The 20,608-nt window shown below is 38.1% G+C and carries 19 protein-coding genes; 15 read left to right on the forward strand and 4 right to left on the reverse strand.

From position 1 onward, the window contains the following. Positions 1 to 56 precede the first annotated feature (56 nt). Positions 57 to 1,367, forward strand: a complete 1,311-nt coding sequence (locus ISU02_RS06165) for an aminotransferase-like domain-containing protein (protein ID WP_194700932.1) — start codon at positions 57 to 59, stop codon at positions 1,365 to 1,367. A 131-nt stretch (positions 1,368 to 1,498) separates the two neighbouring features. Here the strand turns inward: ISU02_RS06165 and ISU02_RS06170 are convergent, their stop codons facing one another. Both ISU02_RS06170 and ISU02_RS06175 read right to left on the reverse strand, forming a co-directional pair. Next, positions 1,499 to 3,847 (reverse strand): bifunctional diguanylate cyclase/phosphodiesterase, encoded by a 2,349-nt coding sequence (locus ISU02_RS06170; protein ID WP_194700933.1) that lies wholly within the window; start codon positions 3,845 to 3,847, stop codon positions 1,499 to 1,501. 17 nt (positions 3,848 to 3,864) lie between these two features. Further along, a complete protein-coding gene (locus tag ISU02_RS06175; protein WP_194700934.1) occupies positions 3,865 to 4,989 on the reverse strand; it encodes an ABC transporter substrate-binding protein in 1,125 nt (374 codons plus the stop codon). A 317-nt stretch (positions 4,990 to 5,306) separates the two neighbouring features. On the opposite strand from ISU02_RS06175, the gene ISU02_RS06180 reads away from it, so the two are divergent. From ISU02_RS06180 to lpdA, 6 genes are all read left to right on the forward strand, one after another. Then, entirely contained in the window at positions 5,307 to 6,332 is a 1,026-nt protein-coding gene (locus ISU02_RS06180) for a LacI family DNA-binding transcriptional regulator (protein ID WP_194700935.1), read from the forward strand. A gap of 196 nt (positions 6,333 to 6,528) precedes the next feature. Next, positions 6,529 to 7,407: a lipoate--protein ligase family protein gene (locus tag ISU02_RS06185; RefSeq protein WP_194700936.1), complete on the forward strand. Its 879-nt coding sequence runs from the start codon at positions 6,529 to 6,531 to the stop codon at positions 7,405 to 7,407. A gap of 2 nt (positions 7,408 to 7,409) precedes the next feature. Then, positions 7,410 to 8,495, forward strand: coding sequence for a pyruvate dehydrogenase (acetyl-transferring) E1 component subunit alpha (gene pdhA / locus ISU02_RS06190; RefSeq protein ID WP_194700937.1), 1,086 nt, complete (start codon positions 7,410 to 7,412; stop codon positions 8,493 to 8,495). A gap of 1 nt (position 8,496) precedes the next feature. After that, positions 8,497 to 9,474, forward strand: coding sequence for an alpha-ketoacid dehydrogenase subunit beta (locus tag ISU02_RS06195; RefSeq protein WP_194700938.1), 978 nt, complete (start codon positions 8,497 to 8,499; stop codon positions 9,472 to 9,474). Positions 9,475 to 9,485: 11 nt separating this feature from the next. After that, positions 9,486 to 10,871, forward strand: a complete 1,386-nt coding sequence (locus ISU02_RS06200; protein ID WP_194700939.1) for a dihydrolipoamide acetyltransferase family protein — start codon at positions 9,486 to 9,488, stop codon at positions 10,869 to 10,871. Positions 10,872 to 10,898: 27 nt separating this feature from the next. Next, the gene (gene lpdA / locus ISU02_RS06205; RefSeq protein ID WP_194700940.1) at positions 10,899 to 12,284 is read left to right on the forward strand and encodes a dihydrolipoyl dehydrogenase; all 1,386 of its coding nucleotides are present in this window, start codon (positions 10,899 to 10,901) and stop codon (positions 12,282 to 12,284) included. Positions 12,285 to 12,441: 157 nt separating this feature from the next. On the opposite strand, the gene ISU02_RS06210 is transcribed toward lpdA, so the two are convergent. Further along, positions 12,442 to 12,816 (reverse strand): HsmA family protein, encoded by a 375-nt coding sequence (locus ISU02_RS06210; protein WP_194700941.1) that lies wholly within the window; start codon positions 12,814 to 12,816, stop codon positions 12,442 to 12,444. A gap of 287 nt (positions 12,817 to 13,103) precedes the next feature. Next, positions 13,104 to 13,580, reverse strand: coding sequence for a MarR family winged helix-turn-helix transcriptional regulator (locus tag ISU02_RS06215; protein ID WP_207736205.1), 477 nt, complete (start codon positions 13,578 to 13,580; stop codon positions 13,104 to 13,106). Positions 13,581 to 13,782: 202 nt separating this feature from the next. Here ISU02_RS06215 and ISU02_RS06220 point away from each other — a divergent pair, with 202 nt between their 5' ends. The 8 genes from ISU02_RS06220 to ISU02_RS06255 all read left to right on the forward strand — a co-directional run bounded on the left by ISU02_RS06220 (position 13,783) and on the right by ISU02_RS06255 (position 20,594). After that, positions 13,783 to 14,478, forward strand: coding sequence for a helix-turn-helix domain-containing protein (locus ISU02_RS06220; RefSeq protein WP_194700943.1), 696 nt, complete (start codon positions 13,783 to 13,785; stop codon positions 14,476 to 14,478). Between the two features lie 39 nt (positions 14,479 to 14,517). Then, entirely contained in the window at positions 14,518 to 15,540 is a 1,023-nt protein-coding gene (locus tag ISU02_RS06225) for an alpha-hydroxy-acid oxidizing protein (protein WP_194700944.1), read from the forward strand. Between the two features lie 12 nt (positions 15,541 to 15,552). Then, entirely contained in the window at positions 15,553 to 16,290 is a 738-nt protein-coding gene (locus tag ISU02_RS06230; RefSeq protein WP_194700945.1) for an SIMPL domain-containing protein, read from the forward strand. Positions 16,291 to 16,560: 270 nt separating this feature from the next. Beyond that, a complete protein-coding gene (locus tag ISU02_RS06235) occupies positions 16,561 to 17,661 on the forward strand; it encodes a coiled-coil domain-containing protein (RefSeq protein ID WP_194700946.1) in 1,101 nt (366 codons plus the stop codon). 9 nt (positions 17,662 to 17,670) lie between these two features. Then, a complete protein-coding gene (locus ISU02_RS06240) occupies positions 17,671 to 18,348 on the forward strand; it encodes a cell division ATP-binding protein FtsE (protein WP_194700947.1) in 678 nt (225 codons plus the stop codon). Then, positions 18,341 to 19,228 (forward strand): cell division protein FtsX, encoded by an 888-nt coding sequence (locus tag ISU02_RS06245; protein WP_194700948.1) that lies wholly within the window; start codon positions 18,341 to 18,343, stop codon positions 19,226 to 19,228. Before ISU02_RS06240 ends, ISU02_RS06245 begins: the two co-directional genes overlap by 8 nt. A 10-nt stretch (positions 19,229 to 19,238) precedes the next feature. Further along, a complete protein-coding gene (locus ISU02_RS06250; protein WP_194700949.1) occupies positions 19,239 to 19,646 on the forward strand; it encodes a C-GCAxxG-C-C family protein in 408 nt (135 codons plus the stop codon). Positions 19,647 to 19,667: 21 nt separating this feature from the next. Then, positions 19,668 to 20,594, forward strand: coding sequence for a 2-thiouracil desulfurase family protein (locus ISU02_RS06255; protein WP_194700950.1), 927 nt, complete (start codon positions 19,668 to 19,670; stop codon positions 20,592 to 20,594). Positions 20,595 to 20,608 lie beyond the last annotated feature (14 nt).

Below are 20,608 nucleotides of genomic sequence, written 5' to 3' on the forward strand. Positions count from 1 at the left end.
AAAATCAAATTGTACTAGTTCAGTTTGGCTTGATTTAGTAGATTTAGGAGGTCGTTTTGTTAAAGTACGAAGAGATTATTGATAAGTTATTAAGTGATCCAATCTATGTAGACGGAGATCGATTGCCACCCATTAGAGCGCTTGCAGAACAAATGAATTGTAGCAGAGGCACTGTTATAAGAGCTTATGAGATTCTTGAAGAGAGGCACTTGGCATACACGATACCACAGAGTGGCACTTATTTAATGAAACGTCAGATGACAGGGGCAAAATCACAAAATCGGATTGACTTTGTTTCAGCGGGTTTGGAGTCAAGGCTTAGACCACATAAGCACTTTGAGCATTGCATGATACAAGCGCTTCAGAGCGAGCACTATGACTATGCACCGCCAGAAGGTCTTGAGTCTTTGAGAAAATGCTTAGTCTCCCATTTTGAAAAAAGATATCTTTATACAAGTGTTGATCGCATTCTTGTGACAACAGGTGCTCAGCAGGCACTTTATTTAGTGTTGCAGCTGATTCTTGAAAGCAAACAGGGGCTGATGATTGAACAACCCACTTATGGTGATTTTCAGAGAATTATTGAAAAGACGAATGTAAGTGTTTATACGTTCAATCGGGAAGGTAATAGTATAGATTTTAATGCATTAGAAATAACACTCAAGCAAAATAAGATAGGATGGTTATACACGGTTTCCAATTTTCAAAATCCTCTAGGTACAAGCTTATCCAGTAAAGCGAAAAAGAAATTATTGGAATTGGCAAATCAATATAATTTTTATGTGATTGAGGACGACTATTTAGGAGATCTCAATTTAGATTTGAAAGTGGAAACACTTCATTACCTAGATATTGAAAATCGAGTGTTTTATGTGACGAGTTTTTCTAAGACATTTTTGCCCGGGATACGCATTGGTACATTAATTGCACCAGAGACATATGTTGAAATGCTTAAATTTTATAAGAAGTCGATAGACCTAAACACGTGTACACTTTCTCAAATGGGCCTTCAGAAGTATTTTGATGCCGAAATATACGATAAACACATTCGGAAGGTCAAAAGGGCAATTCGAGGAAAGATGAAATTCTTAAGACGATATCAGAAACTTTTTATAGAAAAGGGCATTGAGTGTGAAATACCAGATGCAGGGATATTTGCATGGTTGGTGTTTCCAGAAAATATTGATGTGCTCAGACTGGTGAAAATTTTAAAGGCGGAGCGTATTGATGTGATCCATGGCAATTTCTTTTATTGGCACCAAAGGCGTGAAAGTCATGCCATACGGATTTCCATTGCGAATGTGAATGAGGCATCAATGACACAAGGGATTGAGCGCATTATAGAAGTTATAGAGCATATAAAATAGAGCTGAAGCAGTGCAGGAAATGGCCCCAATAGGTGATAGAAATTAGGTGTATCTTATTGGGGGCACTACAGCGCGCTCAACTCTTTTCAATATATCCAGAGTTTTACTTAGATATAATATGTGATCAAAGGTTAAAATGTGGTATCTTTATTTTTTAAATAAAGGGTTTCAAACTCACTTGATGGCAGTGGCTTATCATAGTAGTAACCTTGCAAAATATCACATTTTTTAGACCGGAGATAGTCTAATTGCCTTTGTGTTTCCACGCCCTCTGCAACGACTTCTAAATTGAGTTGATGGGAAAGCTTGATAATGGCATCTAATATCTTAGTGCGTCTTGGATCAACCATGATGCTGGAAACAAAAGCTTTGTCAATTTTTAAGACGTTGATATCAAGTGTTCCCAGATAGTTTAGAGAAGAATATTCCATTCCAAAATCGTCAAGGCTCAGTTTAATGCCGCGATCCGATAATTTTTTTAGGCTATTGATCGTGCGTTCAAGGGAATAGATGAACACATTTTCCGTGATTTCAAACTCAACAGAACGAATATCGATTTGACTTTCAGAAATTAAGTTAAAAGCAATGTCAATAAAGTTTTCCGAGAGCAGTTGAATGGGAGATATATTAATGGATATCGTAAGAGGAAAATGATATTGCGTATGCCAATAGTGCATTTGAGAACAAGCCTCTGATATAACCCAATTGCCGATCTCATGAATGATACCCATATCTTCAGCAAGTGGAATAAAAACATTTGGAGGTATAAGCTTGCCGTTTGGATGCTGCCATCTGATCAAGGCTTCTGCACCTCTGACTGTGCCGTCGGCTGAGAAAACTTGTGGCTGATAGTAAAGTCTTAATTCATCGTTTAGAACAGCCTTCTTGAGGTCATTTTCTAAATTAATACGACTTGTAAATTCATCTAAAATTTTAAAACTGAAAAGTGTGAGTTGGTTTTTACCATGAGATTTAGAGTAGTTATTGGCCATATCCACAGCTTTGATGAGTTCTTCTCTAGTGCTCGCATGATCAGGATAGATCGCAAACCCTGCACTTAATGTGAATTCAATTTTGAGATCATTTATTTGCAAGGTATTTTGAATTTTTTCTAGAAAGAGTTTAATTTCTTGCCAGAGGTGGTCTCTTGTGCTTCTCTGGAGATATATGAGGAACTCATCACCAGTGTACCGCGAAAGCAAATCATCAGGTTGTAATTGCTTTTTGAGTTCAATGGACAATTGTTTGATAAAAGAATCGCCAAAAGCATGTCCAAGTGTGTCGTTTATATTCTTAAAGTTGTCAATGTCAATATAGAGTAGTCCAAAGAAAGGCACTTTCTTCTTGCTGATGGTTTCATCGATAAAGTTGTTGACGTGTACTCGGTTGGGTAGACCAGTCAATGAATCGTAATAAGCGAGTTGACTAATATTGTGATCTCTTTTCTTGATGATATCAATCATATGATTAAACCCAAGTATGAGATTTTGGAGTTCTTTATAACCGTTATAGATAATAGGGGATGCAAAATCACCATCAATGATTTCTAGGAATCGTTCATTTAATTGCACAACAGGCATTATGATTTGTTTTGAACTCAAAATCGCAAGGAATATCACCAAAATGAATATGCCCAAGAAAATCAAAATGAACAGCAAACCAATATCTCGAAAAAGATCTTTTTGAAAATCATCAGATTGAATTGCAAGTACTATCCAGTTTGTGTCTTGGATGAGATCAATAGTGATGTAAGTTTGTTGGCCTTGATAAAGTGTTTCTAAAAATGTGGTGTTCTTATTTAAATTTGTCTTAAATTCCTCGAACATGGGGTTATAGGAACGCTGTGAAACAAGCGCTTTGTCATTGTCAGTGATGTAGACGCCCTTATCATCTAATATTGTGATGCCAATGGAAGGGTCATTTATGAGCTCGTTTATTTCTCTTATATTTGAAAGGTTTAAATAGCCAATGATAAATTTGCCGTCGCTGAGTTTTTGTATATGTGAGATTGTGGAATTATGTGTGTAAACGGAGTTAAAGGTTGAGGACCAGCTCTTCGTTTCTGTTTCGATGGCATTGCTGAAATAAGGATTATTTTTTAGGTTAATGCCAATATAGGATTCATTGTAAGGTGCAATGTATTGCACTGTTAAATTCTCATCCAACACCTCTATGGCTTCAAAATAATTTTGTTTTGTAAGCAACTCACTTAAGATTTTATTTGTATTTTGATCATTTTTAATTTCGTCATCCGTGAGCATATACCCAACAAGTCTCAGATAGTCAGAGGCTTTTGTGAAATAGGTGTGCGTTTGACTGATGACAAAATTAGAAAGTGTGGTGTTGCTCTTCTGAATATCTTTAACCATGTAATTAACGATAATGCCATTCAAAAAAATGCTCACAACCATTATAGGCAAAATGGAAATTAGAAGGAAATATACAATTAGAGATTGTTTAAGGGAATAACGTATGCGCATAAAAACCACCTTATTGATTATTTAAGATCCATTGTTTTGCCGTCTTTTGCATAAATAATGGACATTTCTCGGATAGCATCTCCAGTATCTGTTATTTCATAAGGAATATTAATACCCTCAAAAAACTGCGTGGTTTTAATATAAGTTTTTATTTTATCCGGGTTGGTAGAATGAGTCATCTTTATAGCTTCAATTAACAATCGAGCAGCATCATAAGTATAAATTGCACCAAAATTCGCTTCTATTTTGTACTTTTGGCTGTAAGCTTCTTTAAATTTTAAAAACTCAGGTGACGTTGAATTTGGGTCTATGGCATATACGCCATAGACATTTGCCATGTTTTCGCCGTAACCTGAAATGATTTCCGGCGCCATGCCCCACATTGAAGAATACACAGGTAGATCTCCTAGCTCTTTATCAATCTGATTTGAAATTAGAATGAGGTCCGATACACTTGTGATGACAATGAAATCGTCAGGATTGAAAGTGGATATGCTATCAACAATGGTTGGAATCTCTAAACTGTCGTTCAATGGATACAATTGAAATTTAAATTGACTGTTTTTATTAAGTTCTTCAATAGCGCCTTTAAAGACAGCACTGGAATAAATCAAATTAGAATAGTCGTATATAATGGCAATTTTGCCTGACTCCTTTTGAGAATAAATATAATTTACAATGGCGACACCCTGAGCAGAAGCTGAAGGGGCAAGTGCAATAAAATTATCATCTACACCTCTGTAATCATTAGAACTTATAAGTGGAGAGATAAAAAGGGCATCCTGTTCATTGATGTAGGGGATGGATAGTACACCAGACGATGATGTGACTTGCCCGACAATGAGGTTGATGTTCTCTTCAATGAGTTGTTTAAACAACGATAATGCAATTTCAGGGTTTCCTTGATCATCAAGAACGATTATTTCGATGGGACGTCCATTGATGCCACCAGCAGAATTCACTTCATCAATATAGAGTTCAAGCGCATTTCGGCATGAGAAACCAAGGTCTGCAGAAGGTCCGGAAAGTGCAGATACAAATCCAATTTGCAGAGGCTTCCCCTTGATCTTATTATATTGATATTGAATGAGAACGAAGAGTGCTACAGCTATTAGGATAATGATTATTTTTTTATTTTTCATAGTGGTCCCCCTTATGTATACTTCTAATAGACTCAAAATCACAAGTCCCTTTAAATAGATACCCAATAGCGGTCTTGTTAAAGAAAAAAAGATTAAAAATAGAAAAAAAGAAAAAAGACTTGATTTCAGGAAAGCGGTTTCCTATAATAGAGAAAAGGACTAACTCTAAGGGGTTTCTCAAAAATGTATTTTGCTGAGGACTGATTTAATCAGTCCTTCATTTTTAAGGTCATACATTCTCATTTAACGTCATATATTCTCAGTACCAAAATACAGTACAAAAAGATTTAATTGATAGCAGAGGAAGGAGTGCCCAAGTGAAAATCACCATAAACGAAATTGCAAAAAAAGCGGGTGTTTCTAAAGCAACGGTGTCTAGAGTTCTCAACAATTCCAAACCCGTTAATGAGTCGCTTCGAAAACGTGTTCTACAAGTAATAGAAGAAACCAATTTTAGGCCAAATGCCTTAGCGAGGGGGTTGTCCCTCCAAAAGACGCGTGTGATTGGGGTAATTATCCCAGATCTTTCGAATCCAGTTTTTTCACGTATTATTGCAGGCATTGAATCCTACACAAGAGCACATGACTATTCTTTGATGATTACGGCGACAGATTATGATATAAGCACAGAGATAAAACATATCAATCTATTTCGAGATAAAGGTGTTGAAGGTTTGATCTTATTAACAGATGATGTCAATCAAAAATTATCTGAAGTACTTGGGGATTTTAGCAAACCTATTATAATGATTGGGTCAGATTGCGATTTAGAAAAAATACCTGTCATCAAAATTGATAACATGAAAGCGGCTTATGAGGCAACACAATACTTAATCAACCTAAACCATAAAAGAATTGCAATGATAAGGGGACCATTAACAGATCGGTTTTCAGGTAACTTGAGATTTGAAGGCTATAAAAAAGCTTTGGTTGAAAGTGGTATTTACGATGAAAACCTAGTTAAAGAAGGTAAATATTCATTTGAACATGGCTATCAAACAATGACTCATTTACTTGCAGGTTCCAAAATTCCGACTGCTATATTTTGTGCAAATGATGTCATGGCAGTGGGGGCATTGAAATGTGCACTTGACAATGATCTTAATGTTCCTGAGGAACTTTCAATAATGGGATTTGATGATATTGAAATCGCAAAAATTTACACGCCTTCTTTGAGCAGCGTACATCAACCCTTTGAAGCCAAAGGAGAACGTGCAATAGCAAAACTAATTCACATGATTGAATCAGAAGCAGATGAAACAATTTCAGAGTGTGCATTTGAAGATGAAGTATTAGAACACAGACTGATCATAAGACAGAGCACAAAGAGAATAAAATCATAAATTTTAAAATGTACATGTATATGTGTTAAAAGCACCTTAAACATATGGTAAGAGAGAAAACATCTTTTCTATTAAAAGCATAGAAAGATGTTTTTTTGTTTACAAAAACTTAATTGATAACAATTCTCATTTGCGAATAAATCAAAATTACTCGGGTATATACGGAGTAGAAATAGAATAGAAAGGTCTAGTTAATATGGAAAAAATACTTGTGGTTCTATCCAGAGTGCATGATCCTTATGTCAATCATGCTATTGAAGAGCTTTTATTAACTGAATATGGCGCATATGCTAGGATACTGTTCTTATGGATTAATTCACCGGCAGTGGTTTTTGGCAGAAATCAAAATCCTTGGAAGGAGATTCACGTTCAGAGAGCTCAAACGGAGGGTGTGCCTCTCGTTCGACGTTTGTCAGGAGGTGGTGCAGTGTTTCATGATCTCGGCAATCTGAATTATAGTTTTTTAGAATCTCAATCGCACTATAATGAAGCTTTACACTATGATATCATCTGTAACTCAGTTCTTGAATTTGGCATCGAGTTGACTAAAAACAATCGCAAGGATTTACTTTTAGAAGGGTTGAAAGTATCTGGAAACGCTTTTTATCTCAAGGGCAACCGACGACTTCATCATGGCACACTTCTCGTAAACACGGATAAAGCAACTCTGTGGCAACTGTTAAAAAAGAGTGATGAAAAGATAGAATCCAAGGGTATAAGGTCAGTGACCAGTGAGGTGACGACGTTAAAGGCTTCAAATGCTCTGATTCGGATAGATCATGTCCTAAATGCCATTGTCAGTACTTTTTATCAGGTGCATCATTATAACGTGGAAACTTTGACCATAGATGCAATTCAAGATGAGTTTCAATTTCAATATGAGACCATTGTGAAGCGATTAAAATCATGGGAATGGACCTTTGGTGAAACCCCTTCATTCATATACCATTACGATGAAATCAATTACTTGAAAGTGAGAAACGGGATTATAGAAGCGGTTACTGGAGATAAACTGGAAAGATTAATCCAATTAGAAAAGACAATAAAATTCAATGATCAATTTAAGGAGGTTTAAGTATGTTTTTAGAAAATGCGAATCCATTGGTGGATGAAATGATTCAAATTTTAAATCCAGAGGGAGAGGTCGTCAAACCGGAATGGATGCCAGAATTATCAAAAGAAATGCTTTTAAAGATGTATAAGACCATGCGGCTGAGCCGAATTATCGATGAGAAAACACTTCAGTATCAAAGACAAGGTCGAATGTTGACTTATGCTCCTAATCTAGGTCAGGAAGCAGCACAAGTGGGTTCGGCTGCAGCGATTCGTCAAAGTGATTGGGTAGCCCCTTCTTTTAGAGAACTTGGTGTATGGCTTTATAAAGGTGCACCACTTTATAATGTTTTCTTATATTGGTTCGGAAATGAACTGGGCATGAAGATGCCTGAAGAGGTGAGGATATTACCTGTGTCTATACCGATTGCATCTCAAATGCAACATGCGGCGGGCCTTGCTTATGCAACTAAATTAAAAGGTGAAGACGATGTGACAATCGCTTATGTTGGCGATGGCGGCACTTCACAAGGAGATTTTCACGAGGCACTGAATTTTGCATCTGTGAAAAATACGCCTAATGTTTTTGTCATTCAGAACAATCAGTTTGCCATATCCACAAGGAGAGCAATTCAATCCAAAGCAAAAACAATGGCTCAGAAGGCAATAGGATACGGTATCCCGGGCATTCAAGTGGATGGCAATGATATATTTGCCATGTACGCAGTTACAAAAGAAGCTGTGGAACGTGCGAGAAATGGAGAGGGTCCGACTCTAATAGAAGCGTATACTTATCGTCTGGGCGCACATACCACATCTGATGATCCTACGGTTTATAGGGATGAATCTGAAGTAGAAGAATGGCGTAAAAAAGACCCAATAGATCGACTTAGAATTTACCTGTTCAATCAAGGTTTTTGGAGCGAAGCTGAAGAGGAAGCTTTCGTAAATGAACAATCTGAATTTGTTAAACAGACTTTTGAAGCCGTCGAACAATCTGGATTGACACCTCTTGAAGATGTTTTTGACTATGTCTATGCTGAAAAAACACCTATTTTAGAGACGCAATATCAGGAGCGTAAAGCGTTTTATGCAAAGGAGGGTAAATAATATGTTAGTACTTAATTTAATAGAAGCGATTACTGATGCACTGGATGTTGCAATGGGGATGGATAAAAATGTTGTTGTGTATGGAGAAGATGTGGGTTTTGAAGGCGGTGTATTCAGAGCGACGAAAGGACTTCAGGCCAAATACGGTGAAGAGAGATGCTTTGACAGTATTCTTGCAGAATCGTCTATCATTGGAGCGGGGATTGGAATGGCAATCAATGGCCTGAAGCCAGTGGTTGAAATGCAATTTTCTGGTTTTATGTTTCCGGGTTTCAATCAAATTGTAACGCATGCAGCGCGGATGAGAAATCGGTCAAGAGGTTTGTACACAGTCCCTATGGTTATAAGAATGCCATATGGTGGCGGTGTGAGGGCGCTTGAACATCACTCGGAGTCTTTAGAAGTGCTCTTTGCACATACCCCTGGCTTAAAAGTCGTGATCCCTTCAACACCATATGATGCAAAGGGGCTATTGCTTTCAGCCATTATGGACCCAGATCCTGTGATTTTTTTAGAACCCAAGCGGATTTATAGAGCGTTTAAACAAGAAGTGCCAGAAGAATTCTACACCATTCCAATTGGCAAGGCGAAAGTGCTTAAGGAGGGCAAAGACCTCACAGTAGTTGCTTGGGGTGCTATGATCAAAGAGACACAAAAGGCTATAGAGACACTCGAAAAAGAAGGTCACAGTATCGAATTAATTGATCTGAGAACAATTTCGCCTATCGATAAGGAAACATTGATTAAGTCTGTTCAAAAAACAGGTCGTTTTGCGGTTGTTCACGAAGCGGCTAAAACATATGGGCCGGGTGCAGAACTCATTACGATTATAAATGAAGGTGCATTTTTATATCTAGAGGCACCTCCAACGAGAATCACCAGTGTAGATACCGTTATTCCACTTCCAAAAGGAGAGCATCATTATGTTCCAAACATAGAGTTGATCACAAGTGAACTTAGACAAGTTATTGAATATTAGGAGGTGATATAATGTTTCATGTGAAATTTGCAGATATAGGAGAAGGCATACACGAAGGTGTTCTTCTTAAAATATTAGTACAGGAAAATCAAAAGGTTAAAGAAGGCGAAGATTTATTTACACTGGAAACCGATAAAGTGAATGCAGAAATTCCCTCTCCTACTGAGGGTACGGTGAAATCCATACGATTTAAAGTAGGGGATAAAGTAAATGTAGGTGATGTAATTATCATCATAGATGATGGTAAAGAGGGCGTTCGCAGTAATATGGAAGGTGGCGAGTTCATTCAGGAAGAATCAGAAGCATCACCAGAAGCACCACCAGAGGCACCACCAAAAGCACCACCAGAAATGAAGCCTGTTGTAGAAGCCGGCGGTGCCAGTGTTGTGGGACAAATTGAGGTGTCATCAGACTTGATTGCTTCAAGTGGTGAAGGGCGCATGCAAGAAGTGACTCAAAATCAAAGCGCAAAAAAAATTTTGGCAACGCCTGTGGCACGGAAAATGGCAAAAGATTTAGGTGTGGACATACAAACTGTAATTGGCACTGGCCCTCAAGGTCGTGTGATGAAAGCGGATATAAAGGCTGCTGCAGACCATTTAGAAACAAGTGCAGCGAACAATTTGAAAACGAGTATACCTGATCATGTATCAACCCACACGATTCAAACGCCATCAGCACCAATACAGGTTGATGAAGATAGAGTACAACGTGTACCGATGACCATGCTCAGAAAGACCATTGCACAAAATATGACGCTTTCCAAATATACAATTCCACATACTTTGGTAATGGATGAAGCAGATGTATCGGATCTTGTGACCTTTAAATCAGAAACAAAAGCTTTAGCTTTAACTCAAGAAATTAAACTCACCTATTTGGCATTTTTTATTAAAGCGGTGGTTTTGGGACTTAAAAAATATCCTTATCTCAATGCCTCTTTGGATTCAGAAAGAGATGAAATCCTGTTGAGAAAAGATTTTAATATAGGTATTGCAGTAGATACGCCTGATGGTCTCCTGGTGCCCGTCATTAAGAATGCAGATCATATGAGTCTGTTTGAAATAGCCAAAAAAATAGAAGAACTGACTCAAAAGGCAAGAGAAAAGACCATTGCGCTAGGTGATTTATCGGGTGGCACTTTTACAATTACCAATTATGGCGCTGTGGGTGCCAGCTTTGGAGCACCAATTATCAAATATCCAGAGGCAGGTATATTAGGTGTTGGCGCTATTGTGAAAAAACCAGTTGTAGTGGAAGATGAGATCGTCGTTCGTTCCATTTTACCATTATCGCTGTCGTTTGATCATCGCATTATTGATGGCGCAAACGCAGGTCGATTTTTAGCGTATGTAAAAGAATTGCTATCCAATCCCAAATTGCTCATTCTTTTATAAAGATAGAGAAACATTGGAGGTAGATATATGAAAAACTTTGATATTGTCGTACTTGGTGGTGGTCCCGGTGGATATGTTGCAGCTATTAAAGCCTCCCAACTCGGTGCTAAAGTTGCTGTAATTGAAATGGATCAGTTGGGAGGTGTTTGTTTAAACATCGGATGTATCCCCACGAAGACGCTGCTGAGAACTGCAAAACTTTATCAAGATTTATTGAACTCGAAAGCCTTTGGCATAGATATTCCCGGAATGGAGCATGTTGAAATCAACTGGGAAAATCTCATGAATCGAAAGAAAACTGTCGTTAAAAAAGTGGTGGGTGGCGTACAGCAGCTCATGAAATACAATAACATAGAAGTGATCAATGGATTTGGGACCTTGTTAGATCCACATACGGTTGAAGTTAATGGTGAAAGGATTGTTACAAAAAATCTGATATTGGCAACGGGTTCGTCTGTGAAATTACCAAAGATCGAAGGCATCGAAGAAGGGTATAAACAGGGGACGGTTATCGACAGCACAGGGGCTATTGAGCTTAAAGCGCATCCCAAGAGTATGACCATATTAGGTGGGGGTGTCATTGCAGTTGAATTCGCCACTTTGTTTAATAGCCTAGGGACGAAAGTGACTATGCTTCAGAGATCAGATGTGATCTTGAAAAATTTAGATGAAGATGTCAGAAATACAATACAGAGACATTTGATAAATGAAGGCGTTGAAATAATAACGAATACAACCCTGAAATCCATTTCTGGACAGACGACATATTACGAGTCAGAAGGCGCGTTAAAATCCGTTAAAAGTGATTTCATTTTGGCCAGTCTAGGACGGGTGCCCAATCTCAAAGGCATCGAAAACTTGAATTTGAAAGTGGGTCGGAAGGGTGTTGAAGTCGATTCGCATATGGAAACCAACGTCAAAGGCGTTTACGCCGTTGGAGACATGGTAGGTAAAATGATGTTGGCACATGTGGCATCGGCAGAGGGCATTGTAGCCGCAGAAGCCATTATGGGCACAAAGACTAAAATTGATTACAACAAAGTGCCAGCCTGTATTTACAGTTTTCCAGAAGTCGGCGTAATCGGCTATTCTGAGGAAGATGCTAAAAAGGCAGGTTTTGATGTGGGGACAAGTGTATTTCCACTGAGTGCCAATGGCAAGGCCATGGCAGAAGGGGAGACTACTGGCTTTGTCAAGATCGTACATGATAAAAAATATGGCGAGGTATTGGGGGTTCACATTGTGGCATCACATGCCACAGATATGATTGCCGAAGCTGCAGTATCTTTAGAGCTTGAAGGCACGATTTATGATTTGGCTAAAACCATTCATCCTCACCCAACTTTGTCGGAAATCGTCATGGAAGCGGCTCATGGTGCGGTGGATAAACCTATTCATATTGTCAAGATGTAGTTAATTTAGGGTTGAAATCCAACGTATTGAAAAAAATCAAGAGCATGCAGAGTGTATGTAAATTTATAGGAGTAAATTGCAGAATTTGCGTTGACATGGTTTGAGATTACAGATAGGATCTCATAATAAATTTCGACGCAAATTTTGTTGTTTATGGTTATTGTAGTGAAATCATGCCAAAAAACATACCGGACAGCATGGGCACTAACCATATGAACCAAACTATTAGACTGAATTTGTGAAATGTTTTCAGTCTTTTTTCATCTTTTTTGAAGATGACAAATGTAGCCCATACTGCATGGCATAGCATAAGCACAATTGCAAGCATTCCAGTGACGCCGTGAAAGTTAAACTGGAAAACGCTGCCTGCAATTTCACCCATAGCATGGGTTCCAATGGTATCGCAGAGCAAACCCAGCCAAAAGATCACAACATGCCAAGGTTTTAAAACGCTTTGGAGCTTTTCTGCCCAGACGCCAACCGTATAAAAAAGAAGGGCTGAAGTGATAAATGTAATTGCTAAAGCAAGCATAATAACCTCCTTTAATGAACGGTGTTCATTAAAAGTGAATTTTTATCCGCCAAAATTCTATTTTGACGGACTTATTAAAACAACAAGATTTGAGCCAAAAGCTGCGCTGAGGGATGTTCAACTTCAAACAGTATCAGCGAAAATTGATTTGAGGCATCGAGAGATGTTCAAATGTTGTTAAGAACTTACGCTGTAATAAACTCAATGTATATAATGAATTATACATGATGAACGGTATACGTTGAACGATACCTTATAGCCAACTAAGTATGGTAAATCAAGCACCATTAAATATGCTCTCCGTTGTAATTGGCCAAAATTTGATCATCAGAATTTAAAAGTGTTTCTAATAGCGTTAGGCCTTCAATGATTTTTTGAACATCAGGGGCATCTTTGGATGCAAGTAATAATTGTAAGTAACGCGAGAGATTTTGATCCATGTTTTGATGCGCATCACAGAAATGCTCGGTGAGAGAAACAAATACTTTGCGCTTGTCAATATCACTTCGAACGCGTTTCACCAAATCTTGTTTCTCAAGTCTATCAATGATGCCAGACACAGCGGCAGGGCTGATTTTCATTTCCGTGCTGATATCCGTAATTTTTAGAGCGCCATATCTTTCAAGCAGTGTAACCACAGTGAGCTGTGGCACTGTGAGCTCGTATTCTGAGTAGAAGCTTTTAAGGCCCTTCTCAAGAAGGTTTTGAATTTCCTTGAGTTTTTCCATTATGAGTAAACTTTCAGACACATCTATACCTTTCATCACAAGTTTCCAATTTGAAACAAAGAGAAATCACTTGCATTTTGTCAAGCTTATAAAGACTTAACACATTAAGCAAAATATAAACCAAAACATAAATTTTGTCAATGTATTTGCCTACAAAACATTTGATTATTGTAAACATTTGATATAATAAGTTGAGGTACGAATTTGTTATAAATGACATCATAAAAGAGGTGAGCACATGAATCGATTGGCAGAAAAAATTAAAAATGCAAGAATAGCTGCAAATTTGACAGAAAAGGAATTGGCGCAAAAAAGTGGTGTTTCAATCAGCTATTTATTGCAGGTTGAATCTGGAAAAAAAGTAATCAGTGAAAAAATTGCAGATCAAATTTTATCCTCTTTAGGAGAAAAAATTGAGTTTATTGACCCAAAATTGGAAGCTCAAGAAAAAGCTTCGGAAAAACCAATGGAAAATAAAAAAGTTGCGAGCAAGCAGCAAGAACAAAGTAAAAGCAAGGATCATGTTGTTCCAACGGGTCAATGGCAGGATGCACTCTCTGGAATCGTCAAAAGAATCCCTATATATGACCTTGTTAGATGGGAGAATGTAGGCTACAAAGAACATCCTGTTATCGACAATAAAGTGGAAGGCTATAATGGTGATAAGCTGTTATATGTCAAAGTGACTAATAATCAAGTCAGTGGCTTGAGAATTAAAATGAATGATCTGGTGTTTGTTTTGGAGTCTCATGAAATTGGGAAAAATGGCATTTATCTATTAGAATATCAAAATAAGCGCATCATAAGACAAGTGATGAAAGTCAATAATCGTGAATTATCTCTGATTCAGGGTGGCGCTACTGAAGCGGAAATTGTAGAGCAAAAAAAAGTGAAAGTTATCGGTAAATGTTTGAGAGTTTCTTTTGATCTTTAAGTGTATTTTAATAAATAAAGCGTATAATAGGAGTGTGTTATGAATTATCAAGAACTTGTTAAAAATGCAAAAGAAGTGATTGGACCACATTGTAAAGTATGCCCAGAGTGTAACGGGATTGCTTGTAAAGGGAAAATCCCAGGTCCTGGTGGAAAGGGCACGGGTCTTGGGTTTATTCGCAATTACGGTGATCTAAAGAAAATAAGTTTGAATATGGATACAATTCACAACAGTATTGCAACTTCCACAAAGCAGGTTTTGTTCGATGTTGAGTTTGATTTACCTGTTTTTGCAGGACCAATTGGTGCAGTACAGATGCATTACAGCGATCTATATGACGACATGACGTTTTCTGAGGCACTGCTCAAAGGTTGTAAAACGGCTGGCAGTATTGCTTTCACTGGAGATGGTGTGAAAGATGAGGTATACCGTGGCACTGTTGAGGCCATCAAAACATTACAAGGTCACGGCATTCCAACGATTAAACCTTGGAGAGAAGGCGAAGTTATAGAAAAAATAAGAATGGCTGAGCAGGCAAATGCCGTTGCTGTGGCAATGGATATAGATGCAGCTGGCCTATCTATTTTAGCGGCTCAGGGGAAACCTGTTTCACCCATGAATGTGGATACACTTAAAAATATTGTTTCCAGCACGAGATTGCCTTTTGTGATTAAGGGCGTAATGACAGTGGCAGGTGCGAGAAAAGCTGTAGACGCTGGGGCCTATGCAATTATAGTATCCAATCACGGCGGACGTGTTCTTGATGAAACCCCTTCATCCATAGCCGTATTAGATGACATTGTTGAAGCGGTTAAAGGTCAAATTAAAATCATAATTGATGGTGGATTTAGGTCCGGCATTGATGTTTTTAAAGCATTGGCCATTGGAGCGGATGCGGTGATCATAGCCAGACCATTTGTAACAGCCGTCTATGGCGGTGGTGAAGAGGGTGTTGCACTCTATGTGAATAAAATTAAGGAAGAACTTGCAAATGCAATGATTATGACTGGGTGTGAATCCTTAAAGGACATTACGAAATCTAAAATTAGATGTACTTTATAAGAGGAGGAACATATGAAAAAAATCAATGGATTGACATTAATCACAATTTCCATCATTTTAAGCTTGGGATTGATAGTGTCATCCTATATGGCAGTTGAAGGGGTCAAGAGTATAAAAAGTGCCCCAAAATCTTTAACTGTAACGGGTTCGGCTAAGCGTGAAATAAAATCGGATGTCATCGTTTGGCAGGGTTCTTTTAGCGTAGATGCGCCAGATATGACTTCTGGGTATGTGGCTCTAAAGGAAAATGCTGAAACGGTCAAAAAATATTTTAGCGAAAAAGGCATTAAGCCAGAGGAAATTACATTTTCTTCTGTGGATACGTATACGCGGAATCGTATTTTGGACAATGGTGTCTATACCAATATTGTAGAGAGTTATAATTTATCGCAAACGGTTAAAATTAATTCGACGCGTGTGCTTGAAGTAGCTGAAATTGGTAGAAATTCAACGGAACTGATAGAGCAAGGCATTAACTTCACTTCAAACAATCCACAGTATTTTTATTCTAAATTGGCGGATTTAAAAATTGAGATGATTGGACTTGCAACAGAAGATTCAAAAGCTAGAGCTGAGGCGATGGTGGCTGTAACGGGCAATCAAATCGGCATGCTTCAATCCGCAAGAGTTGGCGTATTTCAGATTACATCACTTTATTCCAATGAAATCGATGATTATGGGATCAATGACACTTCTACTTATGAAAAGGAGATTACAGCGGTTGTCACCTGTGATTTTGAAGTGAAGTAAAATAGCATCGGATGTTTAAAAGATACAATTCAACCATCACGTTGGGTTGTATCTTTTTAATAGAAAAAAAGTTGTTGGATAGAAGAAAGTTAATGGATAGAAGAAAGTTAATGGATAGAAGAAAGTTAATGGATAGAAGAAAGTTAATGGATAGAAGAAAGTTAATGGATAGAAGAAAGTTAATGGATAGAAGAAAGTTAATGGATAGATAAAATTTAATTTATCCGTATGAGGTGTTGTCAGCAAATAATACATTGAGAGTGTGGTATAATGCGCAGAAGTAAAATTGGATTTATGATTGTGCTGATCCTATGGTTGCAAGTCTCTATAGGTTATTCGGAACAAGAGGTTAATGTCGAAGAGGCTGAAAGTAAATTAGAGGGTATTTCCAGCGATGAAAAAATCGTTTTAGAACAGCTTTTTTTGTTGTCGCAAGAAATTGACAATCTGTCTACTAGAGCAGAAAGATTGAGCGAAGACATACAGCAAATTATGGCGGACATTAAAGTCATTGATGAGACGATTGAGAAACATGACTTGGCGTATCAAGAGATGTTGAAAAAACTGAGTAAAACGCTTAGAGATTATCAAAAGCGAGGTGCAAATAGTTATTTTGAGCTTATTTTCAGTTCCGATAGTGTGAAGTCTTTTATTCAAAAACTCAATATATTAAGAGACTACACCAACAGCAATAAGACACTTTTGGATTCATTAGAAGAACGCAAAGAGCAACTGGATTTGGCAAGACAAAAAAAAACGCAAGATATGCAGACGCTTGAGCTCAATAAGTCCAATTTAAAAATTGCAATTCAAAATAAAAGAGATACCAAAGCGATTCTTGAGGCAACACTTGAGGCATTAAAGACAGAGCGGGCTCAGTATGAGACCTATTTAACAGAAGTACAAGACACTTGGAACACTTTAAAACCTCTGTTTCGAAAGACCGTGGACGCGTTTTCTAAGTTGGTGGTGTCTGAGCGATTGCCTTATGATGCCATTGACTTAGAGTTTTCACTTAAAGGTGTCAGAGGCAGGCTCAGTGAATCTGTTTTCAACGACATATTGGCGGATCAGACGGAATTGCCTAAACTTATATTTGAATTTCACACGGATTTAATGAGCGTCAGTATTCCTGAAAAAAAAATAACCCTTTCAGGGTCTTTTGAAATCATAGAGGGTCATATTTTAAAATTTATCGTTACTGAGGGGTCTTTTTATGGGTTGCCCCTAGAACCAGATTCAATTGACGAACTTTTTAGTGAGGGCTATATGTCTATTGATCTCTCATATTTACTTGAAGGGTATAAGATCAGCACTGTAACACTTAAAGAAAAAACTTTAGAACTTTATGTGAAATCTGGATTATTTTAAGGGAGGCATATGAGTCAGCCAGTCATTCAAGCAAAAAATATTACATTAAAATATCCCAATGGCAATATTGCGCTCAAAGATATCAATTTTGAGTGTTATAAAGGGGAGATCGTTTTCATAGTGGGGCCAAGCGGTTCTGGAAAGACGAGTCTTCTAAAACTTTTGATGGGCATAGAACACCCTTCACAGGGCGAACTGTTCATTTTGGGCGAACGCGTACAATCGGCTAATATTCGAAAAATCAGACAATCTATGGGGCCGGTTTTTCAAGAGTTTAGATTATTAGAGGGTCGGACGACTTTGGAAAATGTGATGATGAGCATGCGATTTTTAGATTATAGCGTAAAAGAAATGCGCGAGCAATCTGAAAAAGCGCTGATCCGAGTGGGGCTAGCGCATAAAATCAATTCAGATGTGGATCACTTGTCATGGGGCGAATCACAAAGGGTAGCGATTGCCAGAGCAGTTGCTAGAAATCCGAAACTTATCATTGCGGACGAGCCAACAGGTAATTTGGATCATGCAAATGCGGTTAATATTTTGGAACTTTTAACCTCGTTTAAAGATGAGGAGACTACGGTGTTGATCACCACGCACGCGACACATCTTATTGAGACTAGAGAGCGTCATCATCTCATCACCATGAATCAAGGTCAATTATTGTGGGAGAAAAGATATTATGAGTAAACAGATTGAACTATGTCGCTATTTCGTCAGAGAGGCCATCACTATTTTTAAAACCAATAAGGTTTCCAATTTGCTTTCCATATTGAGTCTCGCTTTGATTTTTTTTATTTTTTCAGTATTGGCATCTGGTCGGGAAGTGGGCAAAAATTTTGCAAGTGCGCTTTCTGAGCAAGCAGAGGTCAGTGTTTATTATGATGATGCCCTATCCAGTGAAGCGCTCTTACAATTGATGGATGAGATCAAAGGTATAGAAGGGGTAAAATCCGTTCAGAGTATTTCTGAAGAAGAAGCTTATGAGCGGATGAAAACGGTGTTGGGAGAGGATTCAACCGCCTTAAATTACTTAGAGATGAATCCTTTTTTAGCATTTTTGGAAATAGAGATAGATTTGGGACAAGTTGAACGCATCATAGAAAGTATAAGTACTCTTGAAAATGTAGATACAGTGAGAGATAATATAGATATTCTTACAGGCGTAAGACGATTTATTCAGATCATCACTTTTGCCTTTGCGTTTGTAAGCATTGCCATGGGCATTTCCACCGTGGTGCTCACCAGTCATATTATTCGCCAAGGCATTTACAATAATAGAGAGCAGATTACAACCATGACTTTACTTGGAGCACCTGCTTCGTTCATGATCATTCCCTATTTGATAGAAGGGTTATGGATCACGTTGTCAAGTGGTTTGATTGCAATGATTGCCAATATGGGGGGCATCCAGTTTTTATACTCAAGGATGGATTCACCCTTGCCATTTGTGCCCATGCCTAAAATGAGCCAGCTCATAGGTGCATCCAACGGATTGCTGATTGCGGTGGCTTTATGTCTCGGCATTGCAGGCAGTTTGTTTGGGTGGTATTCAGTTAAAGATAGATAGGAGTGTACAGATGTTAAAGGATTTGATCGAACAAGGATTTGGTAATTCAGAAGGTTATAATTGTGCTGAAAAAATATTATATGGTGCAAATGAAGTGTATGGTTTGGGGCTGCCACATCAGGTTTTAAAGATCGCTTCAGGTTTTGGCGGTGGCATGATGACTGAAAATGCATGTGGTGCTGTTACAGCCTCTGTTATGGTGATTGGACTTAAAGTTACAGAAACGGTGGCTCATGAATCAGAAGCGTTGAAACCCGTTGTTCAAGCCTTTATAGCAGGATATGAAAAAGAAATGAAGAGCATTATATGTGCACCACTTAAGGTTAATTATAGAACAGAAGAAGAGGGTTGTGTGCATGTTATTGTCAAAGCAGCTGAAGTTTTAGATCGCACGATGCAGACTTATAAACTACTTTAATTTAAAGTGAGGAGATGTCATATGGATGTATATCTTGAAGATCGCATTAAAATAGGCATTAGTGCCTGTATGTATGGTTGTAAATTTCGATACAATGCCAAAGGCTGGCATCAGTTAGAAGCCATTGGAAGAGATGCTTCTAGTTTTATTTGGTTTCCCGTATGCCCAGAAGTAAATGCTGGATTTGGCGTGCCCAGAGAGGCAATTAAAATAACCGGAGAGAGTGGAAGTGCTGTTTGGAAGAACGCTGGAAAGGTCATGTCAGGGTCAGGAAAGAATCTGACCAGTGCTTTAATGAAGAGCTCAGAAGCCTGCTTGAACCAGCTTCTTCAAGCAGAAGTGGCTGTTTTTATCTATATGGAAGGCAGTCCTTCGTGTGGTGTTTATAGAACGACGCTAAAGAACAAAAGACTCGGAAAGCCCCCAGGCGTATTTGGACATTTATTGCTTGAAAACGGTTTTTTCTTGATCCCTGCTAATGACTTAACCAGTCCGGTTAAGTGGTGGGATTGGAGAAGACGAATGCTCGCTTTTTTATGGCTAAAAAAACAACCGCTTCACACTATGGCAGATCTTTATGGCATCTGGCATGTGCTTAAATTTTTATGCCAAGAGATCGATGAAAAATGGGCAAGGGCACTTGGGAAAAAATTTGCTGATATGGCACATCCTAAGGCAGAGGATCTTGAAGCCATTAGAGTGGATATACTCAATGTGCTCAGAAAACCTTCAAGTCCTCAAAAGATTAAGAATAGACTTTGGAAGCACTATTCACATTATAGAAAACTCACAGGAAAGACAATAGAGGGGATTAAGAGACCAACAGAGCTCAGGAACATGACTGAACTCGCAGAGGAACTTTTAAAAATGGAACTTGGTGCAATGTCAGTAGACTATTTATTTGGTGCATCTCCAATAATCAATAGAAAGAAAAAAGCAAAAGAATAGAATGAAAATGCATT

Origin of the sequence: Fusibacter ferrireducens (genome assembly GCF_015352425.1) — a bacterium.
Lineage (GTDB): Bacteria > Bacillota > Clostridia > Peptostreptococcales > Acidaminobacteraceae > Fusibacter_A > Fusibacter_A ferrireducens.

Bases quoted from the DNA above. Each gene is read 5' to 3' on its own strand.
- ISU02_RS06170 (WP_194700933.1), bottom strand. From the start codon at position 3,847: ATGCGCATACGTTATTCCCTTAAACAATCTCTAATTGTATATTTCCTT.
- ISU02_RS06175 (WP_194700934.1), bottom strand. From the start codon at position 4,989: ATGAAAAATAAAAAAATAATCATTATCCTAATAGCTGTAGCACTCTTC.
- ISU02_RS06185 (WP_194700936.1), top strand. From the start codon at position 6,529: ATGGAAAAAATACTTGTGGTTCTATCCAGAGTGCATGATCCTTATGTC.
- pdhA (WP_194700937.1), top strand. From the start codon at position 7,410: ATGTTTTTAGAAAATGCGAATCCATTGGTGGATGAAATGATTCAAATT.
- ISU02_RS06195 (WP_194700938.1), top strand. From the start codon at position 8,497: ATGTTAGTACTTAATTTAATAGAAGCGATTACTGATGCACTGGATGTT.
- ISU02_RS06200 (WP_194700939.1), top strand. From the start codon at position 9,486: ATGTTTCATGTGAAATTTGCAGATATAGGAGAAGGCATACACGAAGGT.
- lpdA (WP_194700940.1), top strand. From the start codon at position 10,899: ATGAAAAACTTTGATATTGTCGTACTTGGTGGTGGTCCCGGTGGATAT.
- ISU02_RS06210 (WP_194700941.1), bottom strand. From the start codon at position 12,816: ATGCTTGCTTTAGCAATTACATTTATCACTTCAGCCCTTCTTTTTTAT.
- ISU02_RS06215 (WP_207736205.1), bottom strand. From the start codon at position 13,580: ATGAAAGGTATAGATGTGTCTGAAAGTTTACTCATAATGGAAAAACTC.
- ISU02_RS06220 (WP_194700943.1), top strand. From the start codon at position 13,783: ATGAATCGATTGGCAGAAAAAATTAAAAATGCAAGAATAGCTGCAAAT.
- ISU02_RS06225 (WP_194700944.1), top strand. From the start codon at position 14,518: ATGAATTATCAAGAACTTGTTAAAAATGCAAAAGAAGTGATTGGACCA.
- ISU02_RS06230 (WP_194700945.1), top strand. From the start codon at position 15,553: ATGAAAAAAATCAATGGATTGACATTAATCACAATTTCCATCATTTTA.
- ISU02_RS06235 (WP_194700946.1), top strand. From the start codon at position 16,561: ATGCGCAGAAGTAAAATTGGATTTATGATTGTGCTGATCCTATGGTTG.
- ISU02_RS06240 (WP_194700947.1), top strand. From the start codon at position 17,671: ATGAGTCAGCCAGTCATTCAAGCAAAAAATATTACATTAAAATATCCC.
- ISU02_RS06245 (WP_194700948.1), top strand. From the start codon at position 18,341: ATGAGTAAACAGATTGAACTATGTCGCTATTTCGTCAGAGAGGCCATC.
- ISU02_RS06250 (WP_194700949.1), top strand. From the start codon at position 19,239: ATGTTAAAGGATTTGATCGAACAAGGATTTGGTAATTCAGAAGGTTAT.
- ISU02_RS06255 (WP_194700950.1), top strand. From the start codon at position 19,668: ATGGATGTATATCTTGAAGATCGCATTAAAATAGGCATTAGTGCCTGT.